Genomic DNA, 19,131 nt, shown 5'->3' with positions numbered 1-19,131 from the left:
GGTTCTGTTCATCGAAGATACCGGTGAACCGCTCTACCGGATCGACCGGATGCTGACCCATCTGCACGCTGCGGGAAAATTTGCAAAACTCTCCGGCCTGATTCTGGGAACCTTCACTGACAACGACAACAAGGAAGTTGACTGGATTGAGAAGATCTGGCAGAGGGTTGTTGAGCTTGCCGGGGGAAAATATTCCGTCTGGGCCAATTTCCCAAGTGGTCACGGCACCAGAAACATCACCCTGCCGGTCGGCCTGACAGTGGCCATGGATTCCGGCACCGCACGGCTCTCATTCAGCGACTGAGACTCAACCCACCGCCCCGGACAGCAGTCGTCCGACCTCATCATGAAGATGGTCGGCAAGTTCCTCTTTCTGCTTCATGGTGTAGGAACTGCTCTTGACGGGTTTGCCGAGCACAATCTTGACGTTTCCCTTCCCGGCCAGCATTTTCCCTTTCGGCAGCACCGCATGGGTGCCGATAATGGCTACCGGCACGACTTCGACCCCGGATTTGATGGCCAGATACATGACCCCGGATTTGAATCTCTGCAGCTTGCCGTCGGGACTTCTGGTCCCTTCGGGAAAGATGATGACCGAGGTCCCCTGAGCAATCCGCTCCGCTGCCTCGCCGAGACTCTTCAGGGCTTCCCTGCCTTTAGACCGGTCCACCGGGATATTCCCGGAAAGACGCAACGCCGGGCCGAACAACGGAAGCTTGAACAACTCTTTCTTGGCCAGCCACCTGAAATTATATTGCAGATACCCATAGAGCACAAAGATGTCAAACTGACTCTGGTGATTGGCCGCAAAGATGTATGGTTTCCCCTGTTCAAGGTTTTCAAAACCCGAAACTTCCACCGAGACCCCGCTCAAGACCGTGATGGTTTTCGCCCACCAGCGTGGCAAAATCTGGATCGAATCACCTGAACAGCCGAAGAGGAACATCGCCGGCAAAGCAATCAGACTGATCACCCCGGTCAGAAACGGTGCCATAACCAGAACAAGTAATGATCTGCAGAAATTAATAAACGCCATCGGATATTAACACTGGTCGAAGGATGCCGCCCGGGATAACCCCGGAATACAACCGGCTTATATATGATGTTGATTTGCTAAAGGATCGAGATTAACATAGCCCCTGCAGAGAGGCAAGGACATTGGCAGAGAAGAGCTCGGCCCGCTCCCCCTTGCCGACACATCACCCCAATGAACGATCCGGAATCAGAAGAAATAGTATATTCAGGCCCCGAACGGCGCAAGGCGGTCAGACCTTCACTGCCCAGAGGAGGGTCGGCCCGCCGCAAGGTGTTCACCGGCCGTCGGCTAGTGGAGCTTTTTCTGACCTGGTCCCTCGTCCTCTTTACCCTCTATACCCTGAGCGGTTATTTTATTATTCCCAGTGTTATCAACAACTTGCTTCCTGCCCTGCTGTCGGGAGAAAGCCTCCGGGTTTCACTTTCCAGTTCTTCTTTCAACCCCTTTACTTTCCAGCTGGATATTCACGACCTGACGGTCACCCGGATCGGCCGCCCCACGCCCACCCCCCTCAAACCCGTACTGGTCATCCAGGGTCTGCACCTGAATATCGAGTCGGGCTCTCTGTTCAAAAGGGTCCTGATCTGCCGGAATGTCAATTTCAACGGGGTCTCGCTCGAAATTGAAAGAAGGGAAGATCTTTCATACAATTTCAGTGACCTGGGACTCCTGCCAGCCATGGATAAAACCGGGAACAACAGCGCCGCCCGTGCCGTGTTCCCGCCCTTCGTCCTGCAGAACATCTCGCTGGTCAACGGCTATATCAGATTCATTGACCGACCGGGAGGAAAAGAGCATCTGGTTGAGCAGATCCTTTTAAACCTGCCCTTCCTCTCAAACCTTGAAACGGCAGCTTTTTTCATACCCTCACCCACCAGGGAACACCCGATTCAACCAAGATTTTCTGCGGTTTTCAACGGCAGCCCTGTAGCCATGAGGGGCAGAAGCGATTCGAACCTGAAAAGCAACGACACCAGGCTCGACCTCAAGCTGCACGGCCTGGAGCTGGCCACCTACCTCCCCTATCTGCCGGATTTTAAACAGACCGACATTCTGAGCGGACAGGCTGATCTCGACCTTGAACTCATCTTCGCAGGCAGCCCTGGATCAGGGCCCGCCCTGCAGCTTCAGGGCGTAGTTAATCTCTCCGACCTGAAGATGATAAAAAGTGGCGGCATCACACTTTCCCTGCCGGAGACTTTCGTCCGGGGCCGCTTTTCCCCACTGACCAACCAGCTGGCGCTCCAGGAAATTATCGTCACCCAGCCGGTACTGACCTTACCACCCGACACCCCGGAATCCCCAGAGTCAAAAAAAACTTCGCTCATGTCCCTGCTCAACGACCTGCCACCCGGAGCCTTCAGGCATGAGTTGAACCGGTTGCAGTTGATTGATGGCTTGATCAACCAGAAAATGGCCTCCGGTGACAAACCAGCCCCTCTCTGGACCGGGATTGAAATCGAAGTCCTGCCCTCCACCGCCGGTGCAGACGCATCGTCCTCATTTACCGGCAAGGGCGAAACCCCGGGTGGCGCTCTTTTCAGCGGTCGGGGGACAATCTCATCTTCCCCGCTTGAGATTGTCGGAACCATCACCACCGCTGACCTGCAATTCGGCAAGCTGAAAACCTTTCTCCCCGAACCTCTTGGCACCGCCCTGGCCGACGGAACTCTCAAAATGGGCAGTGTAAATTTTCGTCTGTCTTATCTGGATGATCTCCCGCAACCAACACTCAACCTTACAGATCTTGCTCTTGAACTGCACGATCTCTCCTTCACCCTCAACGGGTACCGGGCTACTCTGCCAACGATCAAAAGCGTGAACGGCAACATTGACCTGACCCGAAAAATCTTCTCCTTCGGGATCATAACCGGTGACCACCCCTCCTTTGATTTCACTCCGGAGATATTTCTTGCCGCACCTCCGGAAGGAGCCTCGGAAAAAGCATCGTGGCTCATCACCTCCCGTGTCTTGGACCTGACCGACGCGAAAATTACGGTCGGCGACCTGCTCTTGACCCGGGCCGAATTCCATGGAGAATCACTTGGTACCGAAGAAGGGGTGCCCGGAAAAATACACCTCCGGGGCACGCTGGCAGACCGGGGAGAGATCGATTTTTCCGGGGAGCTGGGCTTGGCTCCACTTACGGCATCACTTTCCGGCCGAATAGCCAATCTGCCCTTAACGGAACTGCAGATGTCACTGCATCCTTTCCTGATTCCGAATATCACCGCCGGCGAGATCAGCGGCGAAGGAACTCTTGCTTTTCCATCCCTGAAAGTTGCTGCTGATCTTTCCATCAAAGAACTGGCTACCGAGATCTCTGCAGGAAAACGAAGCCTCACCTGCCCGGTTGTCTCCATGAAGGGCGTTGAATTGCAGGCGTCCCCCCTGTCACTTATCATCAAGACCCTTGGTTTTGAACGGCCCGAGTTCCAGGCCACCATGACCGACCGCAAAAGCCCGGCCCTTTCCGGCTATATCTTTCCGGAATCAGAGACAACCGCTATTTCTTCAGACACCGTGACCATTGAAAACGGCACCTTCCGGTTGATCGACCACTCCACCATGCCCTCCTCCGAGGTCATCCTCGCCTCCATCACGGCGAAAATGACCGGCATGCGAAACCGGCCTGCGGCTATTGCTCCTTTCGAACTTACCGGAACCTGGCAGCTGGTAAATTCGCAGGGAGACGGGGCCGCCGATCAGCAATCGCCATCGGCACCGTTCCAGGCTACCGGCACAGCGGCCCTTTTCGGCGGCAACCCTCTTTTTGACGTCAACCTCCAAAGCAGCGGAATCGACATCAATGCTTTTGCCCCCTTTCTAGGGCCGTTGCTGGGATACCAGCCTGATAAAGGCACCCTCTCGATCAGCACAACCTTCCATCTGGCCGATCACAGGATCAAAGCCGGAAACACGATCCGGATCGAAAAATTTTCTCTGGGCCAGGGCCTCTCCGGCAGATACAACACCCCCCTGGCCGCAGCATTACTGACTGACAGGCAAGGATTGATCACCATTGACGCACCCGTTTCCGGGAAAACGGGCGCTCCAACCTTCTCATATGCCGGGGCAATCGGGGAACAGATCCGAGAGATTCTCAGCAAAACAACCCTGGCTCCGTTTTCGCTTCTGGGCATAACTGAAAAAGCTGGTCGGGCAAGTCTGGAGTATCTCTCCTTTTCCCCCGGGATTGCTGAACTCAACAGTGCGCAGATTGAACAGCTCCAAGAACTTGCCCTGGCCATCAACAGCAGGCCGCTGTTGAAAATTGCAATCTCGGGCCACGTTGATCCCGAGCTGGATCTACTCGCCCTGCAGACCAGCCAGGGCAGCAGAGGTCGAACATTGACCGGAAAAGATCGCGATCAGGATTCAATCCCTGGCTACAGCCCTCAAGGCATCATGACAACTCCAACTCCGGAATCGAACAGTTCCGGGAGAGTTTCGCCAAGCGACGATGATCTTATCCAATTGGCCAGACAAAGAGGGCGAAATGTCAGGGACCAGCTGCTGAACTCAGGACTTGCTGCGGCAAGAATAGCTATCGACGAGGACAATTCCCTTGAGGATGAACTGCTGAACAGACCGGCCGGAAGAGTTGATCTAGATCTTCATGGGATAAAGAAATTCTGAGATGCTGAAGCCGCCCTACACCAGATACCGGCATCTACACGTTTATCACCTTGATGCCGCGACCATCCCTGCAGTGAACGACCCTGACCTGATCGGCATCTGGATGGAAGACGAGACCCCCATCCTATTCTTTCACAAGGCAAAAGATGCGCTGGTTGCCGAACTCTGTGCAACCAGCCGCTGCAACTTGATATACCAGGCAGATCTTGATTATTCGGACTGGGAGGCAGGCCAGGATATCGCCACCTTTACCCTTGAGGGGGTCACCGTAACCCCGGTCTGGGAAAATCAGCCGGCAGATCTGCGGATCGACCCGAGCGTGATTTTCGGCAGCGGCTTTCACCCATCAACCAGACTATGCCTGGAAACTCTGATCAGATATTGCAGAACTCCGGAAGTGCGTCCGAAATCAATGCTTGATCTCGGTGCCGGAACCGGACTATTGTCGCTTGCGGCTGCTCATCTGGGCGTTACCGATATCAGGGCTTTTGACAACAACAGGCTCGCCTGCGAAGTCGCCTCGAAAAACTGCCGTCTGAACCATTTTGATGAGGTGATTGAAGTCAGTGAAATCGATCTGCGGAAAAATCCCCCCGACACCTGCGGTGTTGATCTGGTTGTGGCAAATCTTTATCACACCCTGCTGACTGAACTTTTTGGGAAACCTTCTTTCTGGCAGGCAAAACTCTATATCATTGCCGGCTTTATTCCCTCGATGGAGCAGGAACTGCTGGCCGCTCTTCCTGCCAATGATATCATCATGATCGAGAGGAGGCGCTCCGACCGTTGGTGCCTCTGGGTTCTCGCGCCAAAGGCAAAGAACTCGACATGCTGTACAACAACAGCGTGATCACCTGTTACCCTCGATAGCTTCAGGCATTGGTGCGTCTTTCTGCTGCCCGGCCAGGGACAATACGGCCGGAACCACGGCTATTGCTGCAAACGGCCCCATGAACACAAAGAGCATAAAGGTCATGACGACCCAGAGAGTCTCGACACAGAACCAGACTCTTTCCCCGGACTTCTTTTCAGACAGGCATATTTCTCTTGCGAGCGGACGATCATCACCGAATAACTGATTTGCGATACCCATTGTAAACCTCCTGATATTCCTTTTACCGGCACATGAGATGCAGAGGATTCCTCAGGCAGCAAGATTGCCACCGGATTTTTTCCCCACCGCTTCACTTTCCACCGTTCTCGGAACCATTCCATTCGCCATGAACGCCGTACACTGCTTGCGCATTTCAAAGGGGCAGTCAGCCACATTCCAGCACGGAGTATATTTGAGCAGTTTCTTGATCGCCGCAATGCTGATGCCCTGCTCATGGATCATATCCCTCAGGCACTGGACCCACTTGATATCATCCATGGTGTAGTATCGCCATTGTCCGCGGCGCAGGGGTTTGACCAGGTTTTCCCTTTCGTAGATTCTCAGAGTGCGGGGATGGACTTCCAGCATTCTGGCCGCGGTACCGATCGTAAAGATAGCCTTGTTGTCGCTGATCATGATACCCTCCTGTCTCTGCGGGCCGGTTGTTGTCCCGGCCCGCAGAAGCGATAGTCCGTTAAATTAATGCTCATGGGTGCTCTTGAAAGCACGTCCGACGAATCTCTCACCCAGGAGAAAGCCTGCGCCGACCAGCCCGAATGCTCCGAGAGTAACCATGAACTCGGCGGCAGACGGGACATAGGAAAAGTACGTCGGCAGATTATCCCACCCGTAATATTGAGGTACCTGCTGACCGGCGACTACCAGGTCGTACCTCTGGAAGAAAGCGCCCACCAGAGCCATGAGCGATGCGGTAGACATCGCCTGGATGCTCCTGAAACCCGATCCGACCAGCAGCAGGATCGGCAGCAACATGCCGATGGCAACTTCAAAAACCCAGAAGTTTGTGGAAAGTGGTCCGGAGAGCAAACTGTCGGCAGCAAGTCTGCCGGCCTCGGAGCCACCTGTATAGTAGGAGATGAATTTCCAGGTCGTTGACACGGCAAGAAGAAAGAGAACCCCGGCCAGAACCTTCCCCGCACCCTGCATACCCACCAGAGTCGAACCTTCAACCGGCTCTTTGCGAATGGCATGGGCAAAGTGGGTAAAGAGGATGATCGCCGCAGAGCCGCACATAAAAGCTGAAGCCAGGAAGAACACCGGCAATTGTGAACCGTACCAGAAAGGATGGGCCGACAAAGTCGAAAACACCGCCCCGAGATTGGTGTTAGCCATAACTTCAGCAAGAGCGCCCATAACACCCAGAGTGATTGCCAGTCCGATCCGGCCGGTGAGAATCAGGAAAAATTCCACCAGCATAAACCCGACCGCCATCCCGTACAGGGTTCCCATCCACCAGATGTTTGAGGTCAGGTTTGGGGACAGGATGTTGTAGATCGCCAGTCGCCACGGGTTCTCCAGTTCGACCCCGATCATAAAAAATCCGGCGATAATCGTAACGATCGAAAGAAAAACCATCCGGTTGGCCAGGGGCGCAAGCTTGTTGCCGCCGAAGATATGACTCAGCGCTGCCAGCAGGCAAAGGCCCGTTGAAGTGATCGCAAAAAATGCATACCCTGCAATCAGAATCCCCCATGGCATCTCCCTGGTGTTGTTATATGCCACATGATGTCCGGCCGTAAATGCATACAGTCCGGCGCCCAGGCCCGCCAACATCAAAAGGACAAAGAGAAGCGTTATCCTGTTGATTGCCGGCCGGCCAACCTTTGGTTCTGCAGCTGCAGCGATCGAACTCGCGGTTGCAGCCAGTGAAAAATTATTAGCCATTTTTCCCTCCAGATTTGTTGTTAAATAAAAACCCTTGGTCTGATTTCCATTGAAAGCTGTCTCCTGATAAGAGCAAACAGTGTGCCAGTTTTGTCTCACACAAGGAGTAAAACCCTCACGAATCGCCAACATCCCTTGCAACTACAGGCACTTAACGCGACATCAAAATGTTTGTTTGTAGGTCTTTCCGGCAACTGGAATGGATAGTTAATTGAATGTTCGGGCGCAACTTTCGCCCGAACAACTTCTGCGGCTGGGCTCGTTTTCGGTCTTTCTCGAGAAAGAGCATGCCCTCTCAGGAATGCAGGTCGGTGGGGTATTTCACTCTGTGCGATTTTACTGCCAAAGTGCATAGAACAAGGGAAAAGAGGTTGCTAATAACCCCGTCGATCGCCTCGAAACAGGATAACGGAGAAAAGACAGCGTCTTTCCATTGATAACAACTTGATATTATTAGCTTATTACAAAGAGACGACCCTGAACCGCTCAAGCCGGAAGGATATGCTGTCCTATTATTTGACAACAATCCTTTATAATGGGTCTCAGGTGCAATGGGATTTGGCTAGAGAATTTTCACAGAACTGACCGGGAGAAGAACGGCGTGACGACTTGTTCAAACAGGACTCACAAAAACGACGCTATTTTCTTCCTTTGTTCTCCTTGTGCAGGGCAAGATCAATGGCAATATGCAGCTCCTTGTCCTTGAAAGGCTTAAGGAGATAGCCATAATTATCGGTCTGTTTCGCCTGCTCGACCAGATACTGATTATCGTAGGCGGTAAGATAGATAATCGGGATACCGTGCGCACCCCGGATAACCTTGGCCGCCTCAATCCCATTCATCTCTCCACGCAGCATGATATCCATCAGGACCAGGTCCGGCTTTTCGGCAACCGCCTGATTGATCGCGTCCTGTCCTGAAGAAGCAATCGAGGTTACCATATACCCCAGATCAATCAGCGAATTTTTAATATCGTTGGCAATGATCCATTCATCCTCAACGATCATTATCCTGGCTTTCCCCATCTCCCTGCTCCTGAATTCTTAACTAAATTGATAAACAAAAATGCAGAACCTGCTTACACGGTACTTTTCTTGGGCGGCTCTCCGAAAGTTATCGTGACCCTGGTCCCACCGTGGCTCCCATCAACCTCAATCTTGCCCATCAACTGGTTCTCCGTAAGGTTGATGACCAGTTGTAAACCGAGGGAACTCACTTCGCGCGGATCAAAATTATCAGGAAGGCCGATGCCGTTATCGGCGACCCGGATAAGATAATCGCCGTCATTCTTTTTGGCCAACACTATTTCGATTTCACCGGCTCGATTATTGGGAAAGGCGTATTTTATGCAGTTGGCAACCAGTTCATTGATGATCAGGCCGATGGGCATCACAATATCGAAATCCATGGATATCGGCTCCATGGCGGTTTTAAGCGTAATCAATTCAGGGTTCACCGAGTATGATTCAAAAATACTGGCCGTCAACTCCTGAATATATTCCTTGAGATAGATGCTGCTCTGTTTTTTGGGCTGATATAGAGTTTTATGAACGAGCGACATCGCACTTATTCTGCTCTGGCTGTCGGTAAGGATCTCGACAGCTTTCGGATCTTCAATCTGGCGCAGCTGAAGACGAAAAAGGCTGTACACAATCTGCAGATTGTTTTTGACCCGGTGATGAATCTCCTTCAGGAGTATTTCTTTCTCATCCAGCAGAGCAAGAAGCCGCCCCTCGGCCTTGGTCCGCTCAACGATTTCAATATTGAGATCCTTCCGCGATTTCTTCAGCCTCAGCTCAACCTTGTTGATCACCCCGTAGATAAAAACAAACAGAAAGCAGCTCAACACGATAAACAGCGAAACCATGAGACCGGAAAACATTTTCAGGGCATGCTCAGGACCAGTAAAGTCTTTCAGCGTGAGAATTTCTCCGATCTCTTCACCGCTTGCCACGATCAGCGGTGAAAAACCACCCCGCAAATGCAGCGGCCCCACCCGGGTCTTGAAATGCTCCTTCCTTTTGACTTCGTGTGGCAGAACCAGATAATCATTCAGATCCTTCGGCGCTTCACCCATCGTGTTGCCGATCACCACATGGTCGGGCAACTCGTCCCAGCTCGCCTTCCGGTGCCCCATCACCTTCTGGCCTTCCTCCCATCTTTCTCGGCTGATGGCATTCTTCTCAACCAGAAGCAGCAGCTCAACATCAAGGGTCTTTTTCAGGATCGGAGTGATATAGTCAACCTCCTTGCCCATCTCGATATAGCCCAGCAACTCGTTGTTCATCACCCAGGGCATATCAACCCGCAAGGTCAACGTCCCTGAAGAGCCGAGGGAAAGACCGGACTGGACCTCTCCGCTCATAACCGCCTTGTCCAGCTTGTAGCGATTGATCACGTCGCCATATTTCTCAGGATTGTACATCCGAAGAAAAGCACGTTTGTCCTTTTCGATAAAATAAAAATGGGTGATCTGATGCTCTGATTTCAGGGCATCGAAAATCGGTTTCGCTTTCTGAAAAAGGAGTTCGCGATCTTTTGCCTTGAATGCTGCGGCAAGCTCTTTGTTGGTAGCATAAAACCCCATAATCGCCCTGATCAGTTTTGCCTCTTCCCGCATGGTGGAAGAAAAAAGCTGACTGGTGCTCAGGATATGATTTTCGACGTGGTTACGAATATTTTTGTTCTGGAACCACACCAGCAGAAAGAGAGATGTGGCAAGGAGAATGGCAATGGAAATTGCAACCGGTTCGAGAATTGGTCTCCGGATATTTTCAACTTTATGATCAGACATCTCTCCCCCGTTGTCGAAATACTGCGATAGCGAAATCAGTCTGCAGGAGAAAGGAACTTGCCCTGCAAAAAAATATGGCGGGGAGCCAGACGCTTCCCCGCCATTACTGAATAAAACAATTACCGATTTGGCAGGCTTTTACCCAACCGACCGGAACAACATCTCACCATCAGTGACCGCCGGAAGCACCCGATGTCTCTTTACCCATGGCCTTGTTGTACCCTTTGACGCCGATATGGCAGACGGTGCATCTCGTATTCGATGCAAAGGCCATGTCGCCGTCATGACAGGCGCCACAATATTTGCCTGCATAAAGAGACTTCATGGTGAAGTCGTCCTTGCTTTCAGCAACACCGGTTTCCATCTCGAAAAGTTCACTGTGACAGCTGTCACATTCCAGACCGTTTTCAATGTGGGTCTTGTGCTCAAAGACCACCGCCATGACCGGCTTGGTGAACATTATGGTGCCGCCGTCCTCATCGTCACTCCCGAAGGCCTGACCACTCAGTACGAGCACGACCACTGCCAGCACCAGCATAAAACCAGACCTATACAAGCTGTTCTTGCTGCGATTCATATCATTAACCTCTCTGAGTTAGTCGTTCATGTAGAATACGTTCGGCATCGCGCCTGTTTCCGGCCTGAGAACCCACACCACTTTTTCCGGTGCGTGGACCAGTGCATACAACTCCGAATCATAATCAGTCAGATCACCGAAGATCCGGACACCTGCCGGACATGCTGCAGCACAGGCGGTTTTGGTTTCACCCTTCTCAAGTCTGGTGTCGAAGCAGAAATTGCACTTGTCTACAGCCCTGACTTCCTCGTCAAAATATCTGGCGTTATACGGACAGGCAGCCATACAGGTCTTGCAACCGATACAACGCTTCTTGTCCATCATGACGATCCCGTTTTTCTTGTCTTTATAGGTTGCGGTTGTCGGACAGACCCGAACACAAGGCGGACGGTTACAGTGGTTGCAGAGAACTGGCATGAAGACCCTTTCCTTGCCCTTGTTTCCGAGATCCTTCTCGAGCTCAAGGATCGTTGTCCGGTATCCATATGACGGCACCTTGTTGGTCTTGACACAAGCTTCCTTGCACCGCTCACAGTCGATGCAGCGGTTCTGCTTGATCACCATGCTGTAATGCGGCTTGTATGGGAACTTCCCAGCCTCCGGAATTGGACCGAGACCACCCCTTGCATTACGAGCGGACGTGAGCGAGAGAACTGAACCGCCAAGAAATACTCCGGTAACAGCCATACCAAACCGGAGAAATTTGCGTCTCTCTTCCGAGGGGAGTGTTTCTATTCCCTCATTCTCTAAGTTTTCTAGTTCGCTGAACTCCATTATAGATCTCCCTCATGAATGAAACAGCTGCCACATGAAAAACCGGCAACCAAGTTTGTAACGGAGGCGGTGGCTCGCCACCTCCGAATCCTCTTTCACATATCAGTTGTGCAAATCGGGCATCACCCCAGTTCCCCTGAAGACACCGGACGAGCTGCAGCGGGGAATACAACCGCCGCTCCAACGAGCCGTCTCCGGACCCCATATCATGAATCAGATTAAGGATTCCAGAAACAGCTTCGGTTCCAGAAACTATATTTCCTTCAGCAGAATTCCCCCAATCATAAAAAACTGAACTATATTAATTTGGCAGAATTCCCTGTCAAGTCATTAATGAACTTCCCTGAAATGACAGGCAGATAAATAAATAACCCACCACCCTTTGATTTGGCGTTTTCCCGCCCGTGGCTGCTGGGATGTCAATACTTTAAGCGTTTTATTCCATTTGACTTTTAAGGTTTAGTTTATTTAATGTTCTCAGTTGTTTGCCTGATCAAACCTGACAACCGGTGTAATACGGGGCCTGATAATGAGCGAAAATTCAAGTTGCATCTCGACCGATCATTTCCACCCCCGGATACTGGACTGCCTTGAAGAAGGAATCATCCTCTTCGACCGTTCATGCCAAACGGCATTCATCAACAAAGCCGCAGAAACCATGAGCGGATACCACGCCGAAAAGGTGTGCGGAACACCGGTATCTGATTTTTTCAGACCAAGAGCGGGGGATGATCTTACTCTCTTTACCCCCGGCTCCCCGGTGATAAATACTGTCAGGCACCCCCTGTTTCTCATGACCCAGAAAGGCGACATGGTACCCGTCGCCATTACCATCACCCCTTTTGCAGGTGAAGAAGGCCTTCCGGATGGCGGGTTGATCAGTTTTTATGATCAAACAGAATCAATCCAACACCGGATGGTGATTGAAAGTGTTGCCGATGGTGTCTTCACGGTTGACCGGAACTGGAAAATCACTTCCTTCAATAAATCTGCCGAGAGAGTCACCGGCTGGTCCCGGGAAGAAGCGATCGGCCGTTCCTGCAGCGAGGTATTCAACTCGGACCACTGCGGCGCTGACTGCCCCATCGCCATGAGCCTTTACCGGGGAAAGCCCGTTTCGAGCCACTCGGTGAACATGCGCAATACCAACGGCAAAAGAATTCCGATCAGTGTCAGCGCCTCCCCGCTTGTCGATGGAGCCGGCAACATCATCGGCGGCGTGGAAACCTTCCGTGATTTAAGCGATGTCTATACCCTGCAGCGCCGGATCAAAAAGAAGTTCAACTTCGGTGAGATCATCAGTAAGAGCGACAGCATGCGAAGGATTTTTGAGATTCTTCCGGAAATTGCCAGAAGCGAAAGCAATGTTCTGGTCCTTGGGGAAAGCGGAACCGGAAAGGAACTCATTGCCAAGGCGACCCATCACTCGAGCCCGCGGAAAGACGGCCCTTTTATTACCGTGAACTGTGGGGCGCTGCCGGAAACCCTTCTTGAATCAGAACTGTTCGGCTACAAAGCCGGAGCCTTCACCGATGCCAAGCAGGACCGGTCCGGGCGTTTTGCCGCAGCCGAAGGGGGCACCCTCTTCCTTGACGAAATCGGCGACATCCCCTCATCGCTCCAGGTAAAACTCCTCCGGGTTCTCCAGGAAAAAGTCTATGAACCCCTTGGCTCCAGCAAACCTGTTTCCGCCAACGTCAGAATTATCGCCGCCACCAATCGCGATCTTCATACCCTGGTCGAAGAAGGTCTTTTCCGCGACGACCTCTATTACCGGCTGAACGTGGTCAAACTGAGCCTTCCCCCGCTGAGGGAGAGACGGGAAGACATCCCGATGCTTTGCGAGCACTTCGTCAAATTGTTCAGCGAGCGACAGGGCAAGGAGATTGTCGGAATTTCAGAAGCTGCAATGGATATTCTAATGAAACATAATTTCCCGGGCAACATCAGGGAGCTGGAAAACATCATCGAGTATTCATTCATCCTCTGCCATGCAGGCTATATTCAGCCCGAGCATCTGCCGGAACCTTTCGCCCCCAGAACCGGATCGGCCGTCGCAACTCCCTCTGCCGGAGCCCGGTCCCTTGAAGACATTGAAAAGCAGGCCATCCTCTCAGCACTTGAACGCAACAAATGGAAAAAGCTCGCCACCTGCCGGGATCTCGGGATTTCAAAGGACACCTTAAGAAGAAAGATCAGCAGATACGGCCTCGAAGAGTAATCCGGGTATCAGCGACTGTATTTGATCGGCATTCTGAAAACAAAAAAAAGCCGGAGCAACCGCCCCGGCTTTTAAAAACACACAAATATATCAGCTACTTACAAAACCCCCTGCTGTAATCCCCCCGGCATCGATTGTTGCCGATAAGAAGCCAGCACGATCAGTTTTGACCTGTTTTTTTTTTATGTTGCCCTGCATTCTCCCGAGCCCTTCGCTCGGCCTGTTTCGCTTCGGCCTCGGCCTGTTCGTCCCCGGCCAGCCGCAACCTCCTCGGCGCAGCCTTGTCGATCAGGGCGTTGCAGTGTGCGTGGATCTCGACCGGACAGTCGGCAACTTCCCAGCATGGCGCAAGGGTGAGAAGCTTCTTCAGACCCGGAATACTGACCCCCTGCTCATGGATCAGCTTGCGCAGGCAGTTTACCCACTTGATGTCGTTCTCCGAGAACATCCTCCTTGCCCCTTTATGGGCCGGAGAGATCAATCCTTCATCTTCGTAGATACGCAACGTTCTCGGATGGACATCCAGAATCTTGGCCGCGACCCCAATCGGATAGATCGGGGTGTCGGGAGTCAAAGGCTGCACATCAAATTTTTTTCTTGGAACCATTTCGAATCTCGATAACTCATGGTTGAAGACGGCCCGGATCACACCTGGGCCGGTCCGGGCCGTCAAACCTTTAATAGTATGCCAATACTTTCAACGCCACTTCCACCCTACGGGTACAAGTTTCGTATGAGCAGACAAGTTGCTCAACTTAAGCTTCAATGGTCCTCTGAAAGATGCCCGCGGAACAGACGCTCGCCCATCAGAAATCCCATAACGCAGAGACCGATACCGCCGAGGGTGATGAGGATCTCATGCATTGAAGGGATATAGGAAAACAGATGGGGCAGATCCACCACACCCATGCCATGGAAATGGGGAACCAGAAAACCGACCACGACCAGATCGTATCTCATGAAGAAGATGCCGATGATTGCTGAAACCGAAGCAACAAACAGCACCGGCAGATTGCGCCCTTTCACTGAAACAATCAGGAAAAACGGAATAACCATACCCAGCATCACTTCCCCGGCCCAGAAATTCAGAGAGTACGGGCCATTGATCAGAGACATCATCGCTTCATATTTTCCCGGCGGATGACCGCTCACCCCCGAGATCATTTTCCAGGTGGTGAAAAACATGATGACTGCGGTCAGGGTTGCACCGAGTTTGGCGGTGGTATAGAGGGCCTCTTTCATCGGCTCACTCATCTTCCAGCCGTTGGCCTTGTAGCCGATCCAGGTGAAAAAGATAACCGCCGCACAACCGGACATCATCGCTGAAGTGATAAAATAGATAGGCATATAGGGGCCGTGCCAGAATTCGCGTCCACCCAGCAAGCCGAAAACCGCACCCAGGTTGCTGTGGGCCGCAATACCTGAAACCACGCCCAGCAGACCGAGGATCCCGGCCTGCTTGTGCTTGCCCATCTGCAACAGGGCGAACTCAATCGCCATGAAGAAAAGATAGGCGCCGTAGAGGGTCCCCATCCACCAGATATTGGAGGTCGGATTGGGGGTCAGCATGTTGTAGATCGGCATCCGCCAGGGATTCTCGATCTCGAAACCGATGACCAGAAATCCGGCGACAATCGATACAATCGCCAGGAACACGGAACGCTTGGCAATGGGTTTCAAAACTTCCACATTAAATACGTGACCGATTGAAGAAACCAGACACAGTCCGGTCGAGGTGACGACAAAAAAGACGTAAGCTGCGATCAACAAGCCCCATGGGACTTCCCGGGTATTGTTGTAGGCATGCTCATGGCCGATGATCATGGCATGGAGTCCTGCCGCAATACCTGCCGCAACGAACAGCGCGCTGATCACGACCGCAACGTTGTAACCGCTCGAGGTTTCGACCTCAAGCCCGCCTTCCTGCGGAATAACACTTGCGAGTAAATTTTTCACTGCATCCTCCCTAATTTAATGATTTTTCACTTTCCCATTCCATAAACAGCTATCAACACAAACCTTTCAGAACCCGGGATAGTCGGTACCATTATCCTCAGCAGCTGCCAGCACCGGCTTGATCTTGAGCTCGTATAAAGTATGAATTGCGGCACTTCCTATCCAGAAGACCAGAAACAATATCCCTTCCATTTGAAACCTCCATTCAGAACACATTGAATCGATTTCCAAGCTGTGTGAAGAATTGATCGCCAAGGATCAGTTACAGCTTTTTTGCAGCCGGCCAACTCTCGACAGAGAAGCCTGACCACCACCCCCTACTGCATGATTCACATTCTATAAAATGGAAGTATCTATTGTCAAGTAAATAAGAGGCCGGATACTGATCTAAACCGGAATATTCTCTTTAGGAAAAACCGCCCTCCAAGACGGCCGAATAACAATATAACAACAAGCACTTAACTTACCACAATATTCTACGACAGACCGCATTGGCCCCGAACCAGCCATCTGCTAAATTACTGTTTTTATTAACTATTTTAAACGACAAAAAAAAAGACTTATTTTTCTCCCGGTTAATAATTGTTTTTCAGCCGAAACCTGCATCATGCGCCCCCTTTCTCACCGCCACTAAACTCACAACTAACCGAATACATTACATTTTATCACCATCACCTTGGGCTCCAGCGCGACAACCTCCGCACTTTCACCCGCTCGAGTTATTTTTGGGCGCACATTGCGCCCTGAGCGGACAATATAGTACACACATTTTAACAGCTTTGCGCCAGATCACCCCTGAAAACAAGGAGCAGAAAGCTCCCGTTTCTGTTGGCTCCATCACTGGTGTTTTTCCTGTAAATTCCAGACGAATACTACAGGAGATTTCTGACCGAGACGGGAACAGATGCTGAGGAAGATTCTGATACCAATACCCAGCAGAGAATCAAACGGAGTTCAAATTCGATTTGACATGAGAAATTTCTCCGCGACTGACAATAAATACCTTGTGACGCCGATCTCCATATGGGATTAATCAGCTGCCGGATTGGAGTCTTGCCATACCTCCGGCTAAAAACATGCCGGAATGACACGCCGGCAGCATTGCTCATATCCGGCTGCTTTTGTGCCAGTTTCTCATTCTGTAAAAGGTATTATTTTTTGGAGGAGACAAAAAAAAGGGAAGGCCCACTGAAGGACCTTCCCCGACAACTCTTTCACCTCTGCTGGCAGCTAGTTGTTTCGCTCGCTCTCCATGATCAGCTTTTTAGCCTCACTCCTGATTTCGACAATATCCTTCTTCATCTCTGCCAGACCGTACCAGGTCGTATAATCAGGGTTCATATGGAAGGCGCCCTGGAAAGCCCTCATCCGGTGTTCGAGGAACATGACATAGAGTGTCTGCTCGATCGGGCTCTTGGCATCATAGAAAGTCAGCATGTCCGGGTAGGCGGCCTTCCCTTCCTCCGGCTGCAGAATTCCCTTCTTATAGAGAAAGGCGACAATCTCCACCGCCTCGGCCATCAGCTTATCCGCTTCCTTGATCATCGCATCGGCGTTCTCAAGATTGGTCAAGGCATAGGACCGACTGTGGCACTTACTGCAGACTTCGACCATCCGGTCCCGTTCAGCCTGCCATGACTCTGCGGTCAGCCTGGCGACCATTCCGGCCTTGACCACCTCAAGACGGCCGGTCGGTTTCCCCTCCGGGTCGAGAACATGCAACCCTTTGAGGATTGAGGTCCGGTATCCCATCCACTCTTCATCTGCCTCGGGCAGACGCAAGGCCAGAAAACCCCAGGAGGTCATCACCCGATGGTCGCCATTTTCCATGTGACAGGTCTGGCATTTGGGAGCCCGACCGGTGTCCCCTTCGGTCTGGTAGATGATTCCATGTTTCGAACTGGACCACATCTCCCATTGCGGATGGTCAAACCCCATGTGACAGGTGCGACAGGCCTCCGGTTTATTGGCCTCCTCCTTGGAGAATTTATGTCGGGTATGGCAGGAATCACAAGGCGAGCCGTATCGTGACTCCGCCCGCGAATCTTCATCGCGAACCCCGATTTTGTGACAGCCGCCGCAGCCCTTGAGCCCCTGGATATAGGCGTGTGGCTGGAACCCTGTTTTCGGCATTGCCGACATGGCGATCCATGCCGCCATGTGTTTCCCGGACATATACTGGCCATGCTGCTTTTCATGACATTGCTGACAGGTTTTCTCGGTGGGCATCACGGCCTTGATCGCATCATCCGCCGTCGTGTGTTCAGCGCCATGACAACTCGCGCACTCCACCGTTCCTGATTTCCCCATCGCTCCGGACATATAATCTTTCACGATGTTCGGGGTCACCTTTTTATGGCACTCCACACATTTGCTTTCCAGAGCCATAGCCATGGCGGGCAGTCCGACAGCGACTGCTAAAAAGACCACACTCAACAACAACCTCTTCAGCTTCTTCATTTTTCTCCCTCATCGTTAAGATTTATTTTTTGTCAACCCTGCCCCGGATAAAGCTGAGTTGAGCAGCTTGCCTGCTCATACGAAACTTTATACCCGAAGGGTGAAAAAAGTCCCTTCTCAGGGCGAATATATAAAGATGGCGGCATCTCATCCTTGACCTGAATCAATTTTCCCGGTTTTATTGAAGGTCACCCTGCGGGTGAAAGCGGGCAGCGCGGGGCCGACCAGGAACCCCGTAATGGCTTTGCTTCGCAGACCAGATCATTGTCCAACGAAAAACCCGGCAATTACAAGCAGAAAAAAATGACCCTCTTTCCAGCCCTGCCGCCATCAACTTTCACCCGGGACCTTGTGGCACTGAACGGTTTCAACACAGGTCAATTCAGAAACTGGCTGCTCAAACCGGGAATGGCGTATAACGATCCGGAGAAATGGTGGGGAAATCAGGGCCCGCGGCCTTCCCCCCATGAAGGGATCGATCTCGTCTCATATCAAGATCAAAACGAACAGGTCCACCAACTTGAACCGGGAACCCTGATCCCGCTGCTCTACCCGGGAAAGATCGTGCGGATCTTCAACGATCTGGTCGCGCGGACTGTTGTGGCCGGTCATGATTACCGGAACACTTCCGGCTGGGTACTGCACACCTTCTACGCCCATATGGTGGTGCTGACAGAAGTCTCTCCCGGTTTGTATCCTGCCCCGGGGGAGGCGGTCGGAACCATTGCCTCCCCGGCCGGTTCCTCGGGATGCCCCGCCCACCTCCATGTGTCAGCGGCATGGGTTTCACCCGACACCCCTCCCGAAAAATTGCGCTGGCAGGAATTTGCATCGAAAAAAATCATCGCGGGGATTGACCCCCTGACCCTGATCAACACTTGACATCCCGCCCATG

The 19,131-nt window shown here is 52.0% G+C and carries 16 protein-coding genes; 5 read left to right on the top strand and 11 right to left on the bottom strand.

Annotation, left to right across the window (positions count from 1 at the left end; all coding sequences use genetic code 11):
• A partial coding sequence (locus KKG35_06560) for an LD-carboxypeptidase (protein MBU1737786.1) occupies positions 1–304 on the top strand: 304 nt, incomplete at its 5' end.
• Between the two features lie 3 nt (positions 305–307).
• Here KKG35_06560 and KKG35_06555 read toward each other — a convergent pair.
• A complete protein-coding gene (locus tag KKG35_06555) occupies positions 308–1,036 on the bottom strand; it encodes a 1-acyl-sn-glycerol-3-phosphate acyltransferase (protein ID MBU1737785.1) in 729 nt (242 codons plus the stop codon).
• 171 nt (positions 1,037–1,207) lie between these two features.
• Between KKG35_06555 and KKG35_06550 the strand changes: the two genes are divergently transcribed.
• Positions 1,208–4,675, top strand: a complete 3,468-nt coding sequence (locus tag KKG35_06550; protein ID MBU1737784.1) for a DUF748 domain-containing protein — start codon at positions 1,208–1,210, stop codon at positions 4,673–4,675.
• Position 4,676: 1 nt separating this feature from the next.
• Complete coding sequence (locus tag KKG35_06545) at positions 4,677–5,525, top strand: 50S ribosomal protein L11 methyltransferase (protein MBU1737783.1); 849 nt, start codon at positions 4,677–4,679, stop codon at positions 5,523–5,525.
• Here the strand turns inward: KKG35_06545 and KKG35_06540 are convergent, their stop codons facing one another.
• The 7 genes from KKG35_06540 to KKG35_06510 all read right to left on the bottom strand — a co-directional run bounded on the left by KKG35_06540 (position 5,526) and on the right by KKG35_06510 (position 11,599).
• Complete coding sequence (locus KKG35_06540; protein ID MBU1737782.1) at positions 5,526–5,768, bottom strand: hypothetical protein; 243 nt, start codon at positions 5,766–5,768, stop codon at positions 5,526–5,528.
• Positions 5,769–5,819: 51 nt separating this feature from the next.
• The gene (locus KKG35_06535; protein MBU1737781.1) at positions 5,820–6,185 is read right to left on the bottom strand and encodes a MerR family transcriptional regulator; all 366 of its coding nucleotides are present in this window, start codon (positions 6,183–6,185) and stop codon (positions 5,820–5,822) included.
• Positions 6,186–6,248: 63 nt separating this feature from the next.
• Positions 6,249–7,454, bottom strand: coding sequence for a polysulfide reductase NrfD (gene nrfD, locus KKG35_06530; protein ID MBU1737780.1), 1,206 nt, complete (start codon positions 7,452–7,454; stop codon positions 6,249–6,251).
• Positions 7,455–8,092: 638 nt separating this feature from the next.
• Positions 8,093–8,479, bottom strand: coding sequence for a response regulator (locus tag KKG35_06525; protein MBU1737779.1), 387 nt, complete (start codon positions 8,477–8,479; stop codon positions 8,093–8,095).
• 53 nt (positions 8,480–8,532) lie between these two features.
• Complete coding sequence (locus KKG35_06520) at positions 8,533–10,248, bottom strand: hypothetical protein (protein ID MBU1737778.1); 1,716 nt, start codon at positions 10,246–10,248, stop codon at positions 8,533–8,535.
• Positions 10,249–10,417: 169 nt separating this feature from the next.
• On the bottom strand, positions 10,418–10,825 hold the full coding sequence (locus tag KKG35_06515) for a hypothetical protein (GenBank protein ID MBU1737777.1): 408 nt from the start codon (positions 10,823–10,825) through the stop codon (positions 10,418–10,420).
• An 18-nt stretch (positions 10,826–10,843) separates the two neighbouring features.
• Positions 10,844–11,599, bottom strand: coding sequence for a 4Fe-4S dicluster domain-containing protein (locus KKG35_06510; protein ID MBU1737776.1), 756 nt, complete (start codon positions 11,597–11,599; stop codon positions 10,844–10,846).
• A gap of 529 nt (positions 11,600–12,128) precedes the next feature.
• Here KKG35_06510 and KKG35_06505 point away from each other — a divergent pair.
• The gene (locus tag KKG35_06505; protein ID MBU1737775.1) at positions 12,129–13,820 is read left to right on the top strand and encodes a sigma 54-interacting transcriptional regulator; all 1,692 of its coding nucleotides are present in this window, start codon (positions 12,129–12,131) and stop codon (positions 13,818–13,820) included.
• Positions 13,821–13,980: 160 nt separating this feature from the next.
• Here the strand turns inward: KKG35_06505 and KKG35_06500 are convergent, their stop codons facing one another.
• The 3 genes from KKG35_06500 to KKG35_06490 form a co-directional block, all read right to left on the bottom strand.
• Positions 13,981–14,427, bottom strand: a complete 447-nt coding sequence (locus KKG35_06500) for a MerR family transcriptional regulator (GenBank protein ID MBU1737774.1) — start codon at positions 14,425–14,427, stop codon at positions 13,981–13,983.
• A gap of 155 nt (positions 14,428–14,582) precedes the next feature.
• Complete coding sequence (gene nrfD, locus KKG35_06495) at positions 14,583–15,776, bottom strand: polysulfide reductase NrfD (protein MBU1737773.1); 1,194 nt, start codon at positions 15,774–15,776, stop codon at positions 14,583–14,585.
• Between the two features lie 1,230 nt (positions 15,777–17,006).
• On the bottom strand, positions 17,007–18,236 hold the full coding sequence (locus KKG35_06490) for a cytochrome C (GenBank protein ID MBU1737772.1): 1,230 nt from the start codon (positions 18,234–18,236) through the stop codon (positions 17,007–17,009).
• 303 nt (positions 18,237–18,539) lie between these two features.
• Here KKG35_06490 and KKG35_06485 point away from each other — a divergent pair, with 303 nt between their 5' ends.
• Positions 18,540–19,118: a hypothetical protein gene (locus KKG35_06485; protein MBU1737771.1), complete on the top strand. Its 579-nt coding sequence runs from the start codon at positions 18,540–18,542 to the stop codon at positions 19,116–19,118.
• The last annotated feature ends 13 nt before the right edge of the window (positions 19,119–19,131 follow it).

The organism is Pseudomonadota bacterium (assembly GCA_018823285.1).
GTDB lineage: Bacteria > Desulfobacterota > Desulfobulbia > Desulfobulbales > JAGXFP01 > JAHJIQ01.
The sequence above is the reverse complement of the archived record's forward strand: the minus strand, read 5'-3'. Positions and strand labels throughout refer to the sequence as shown.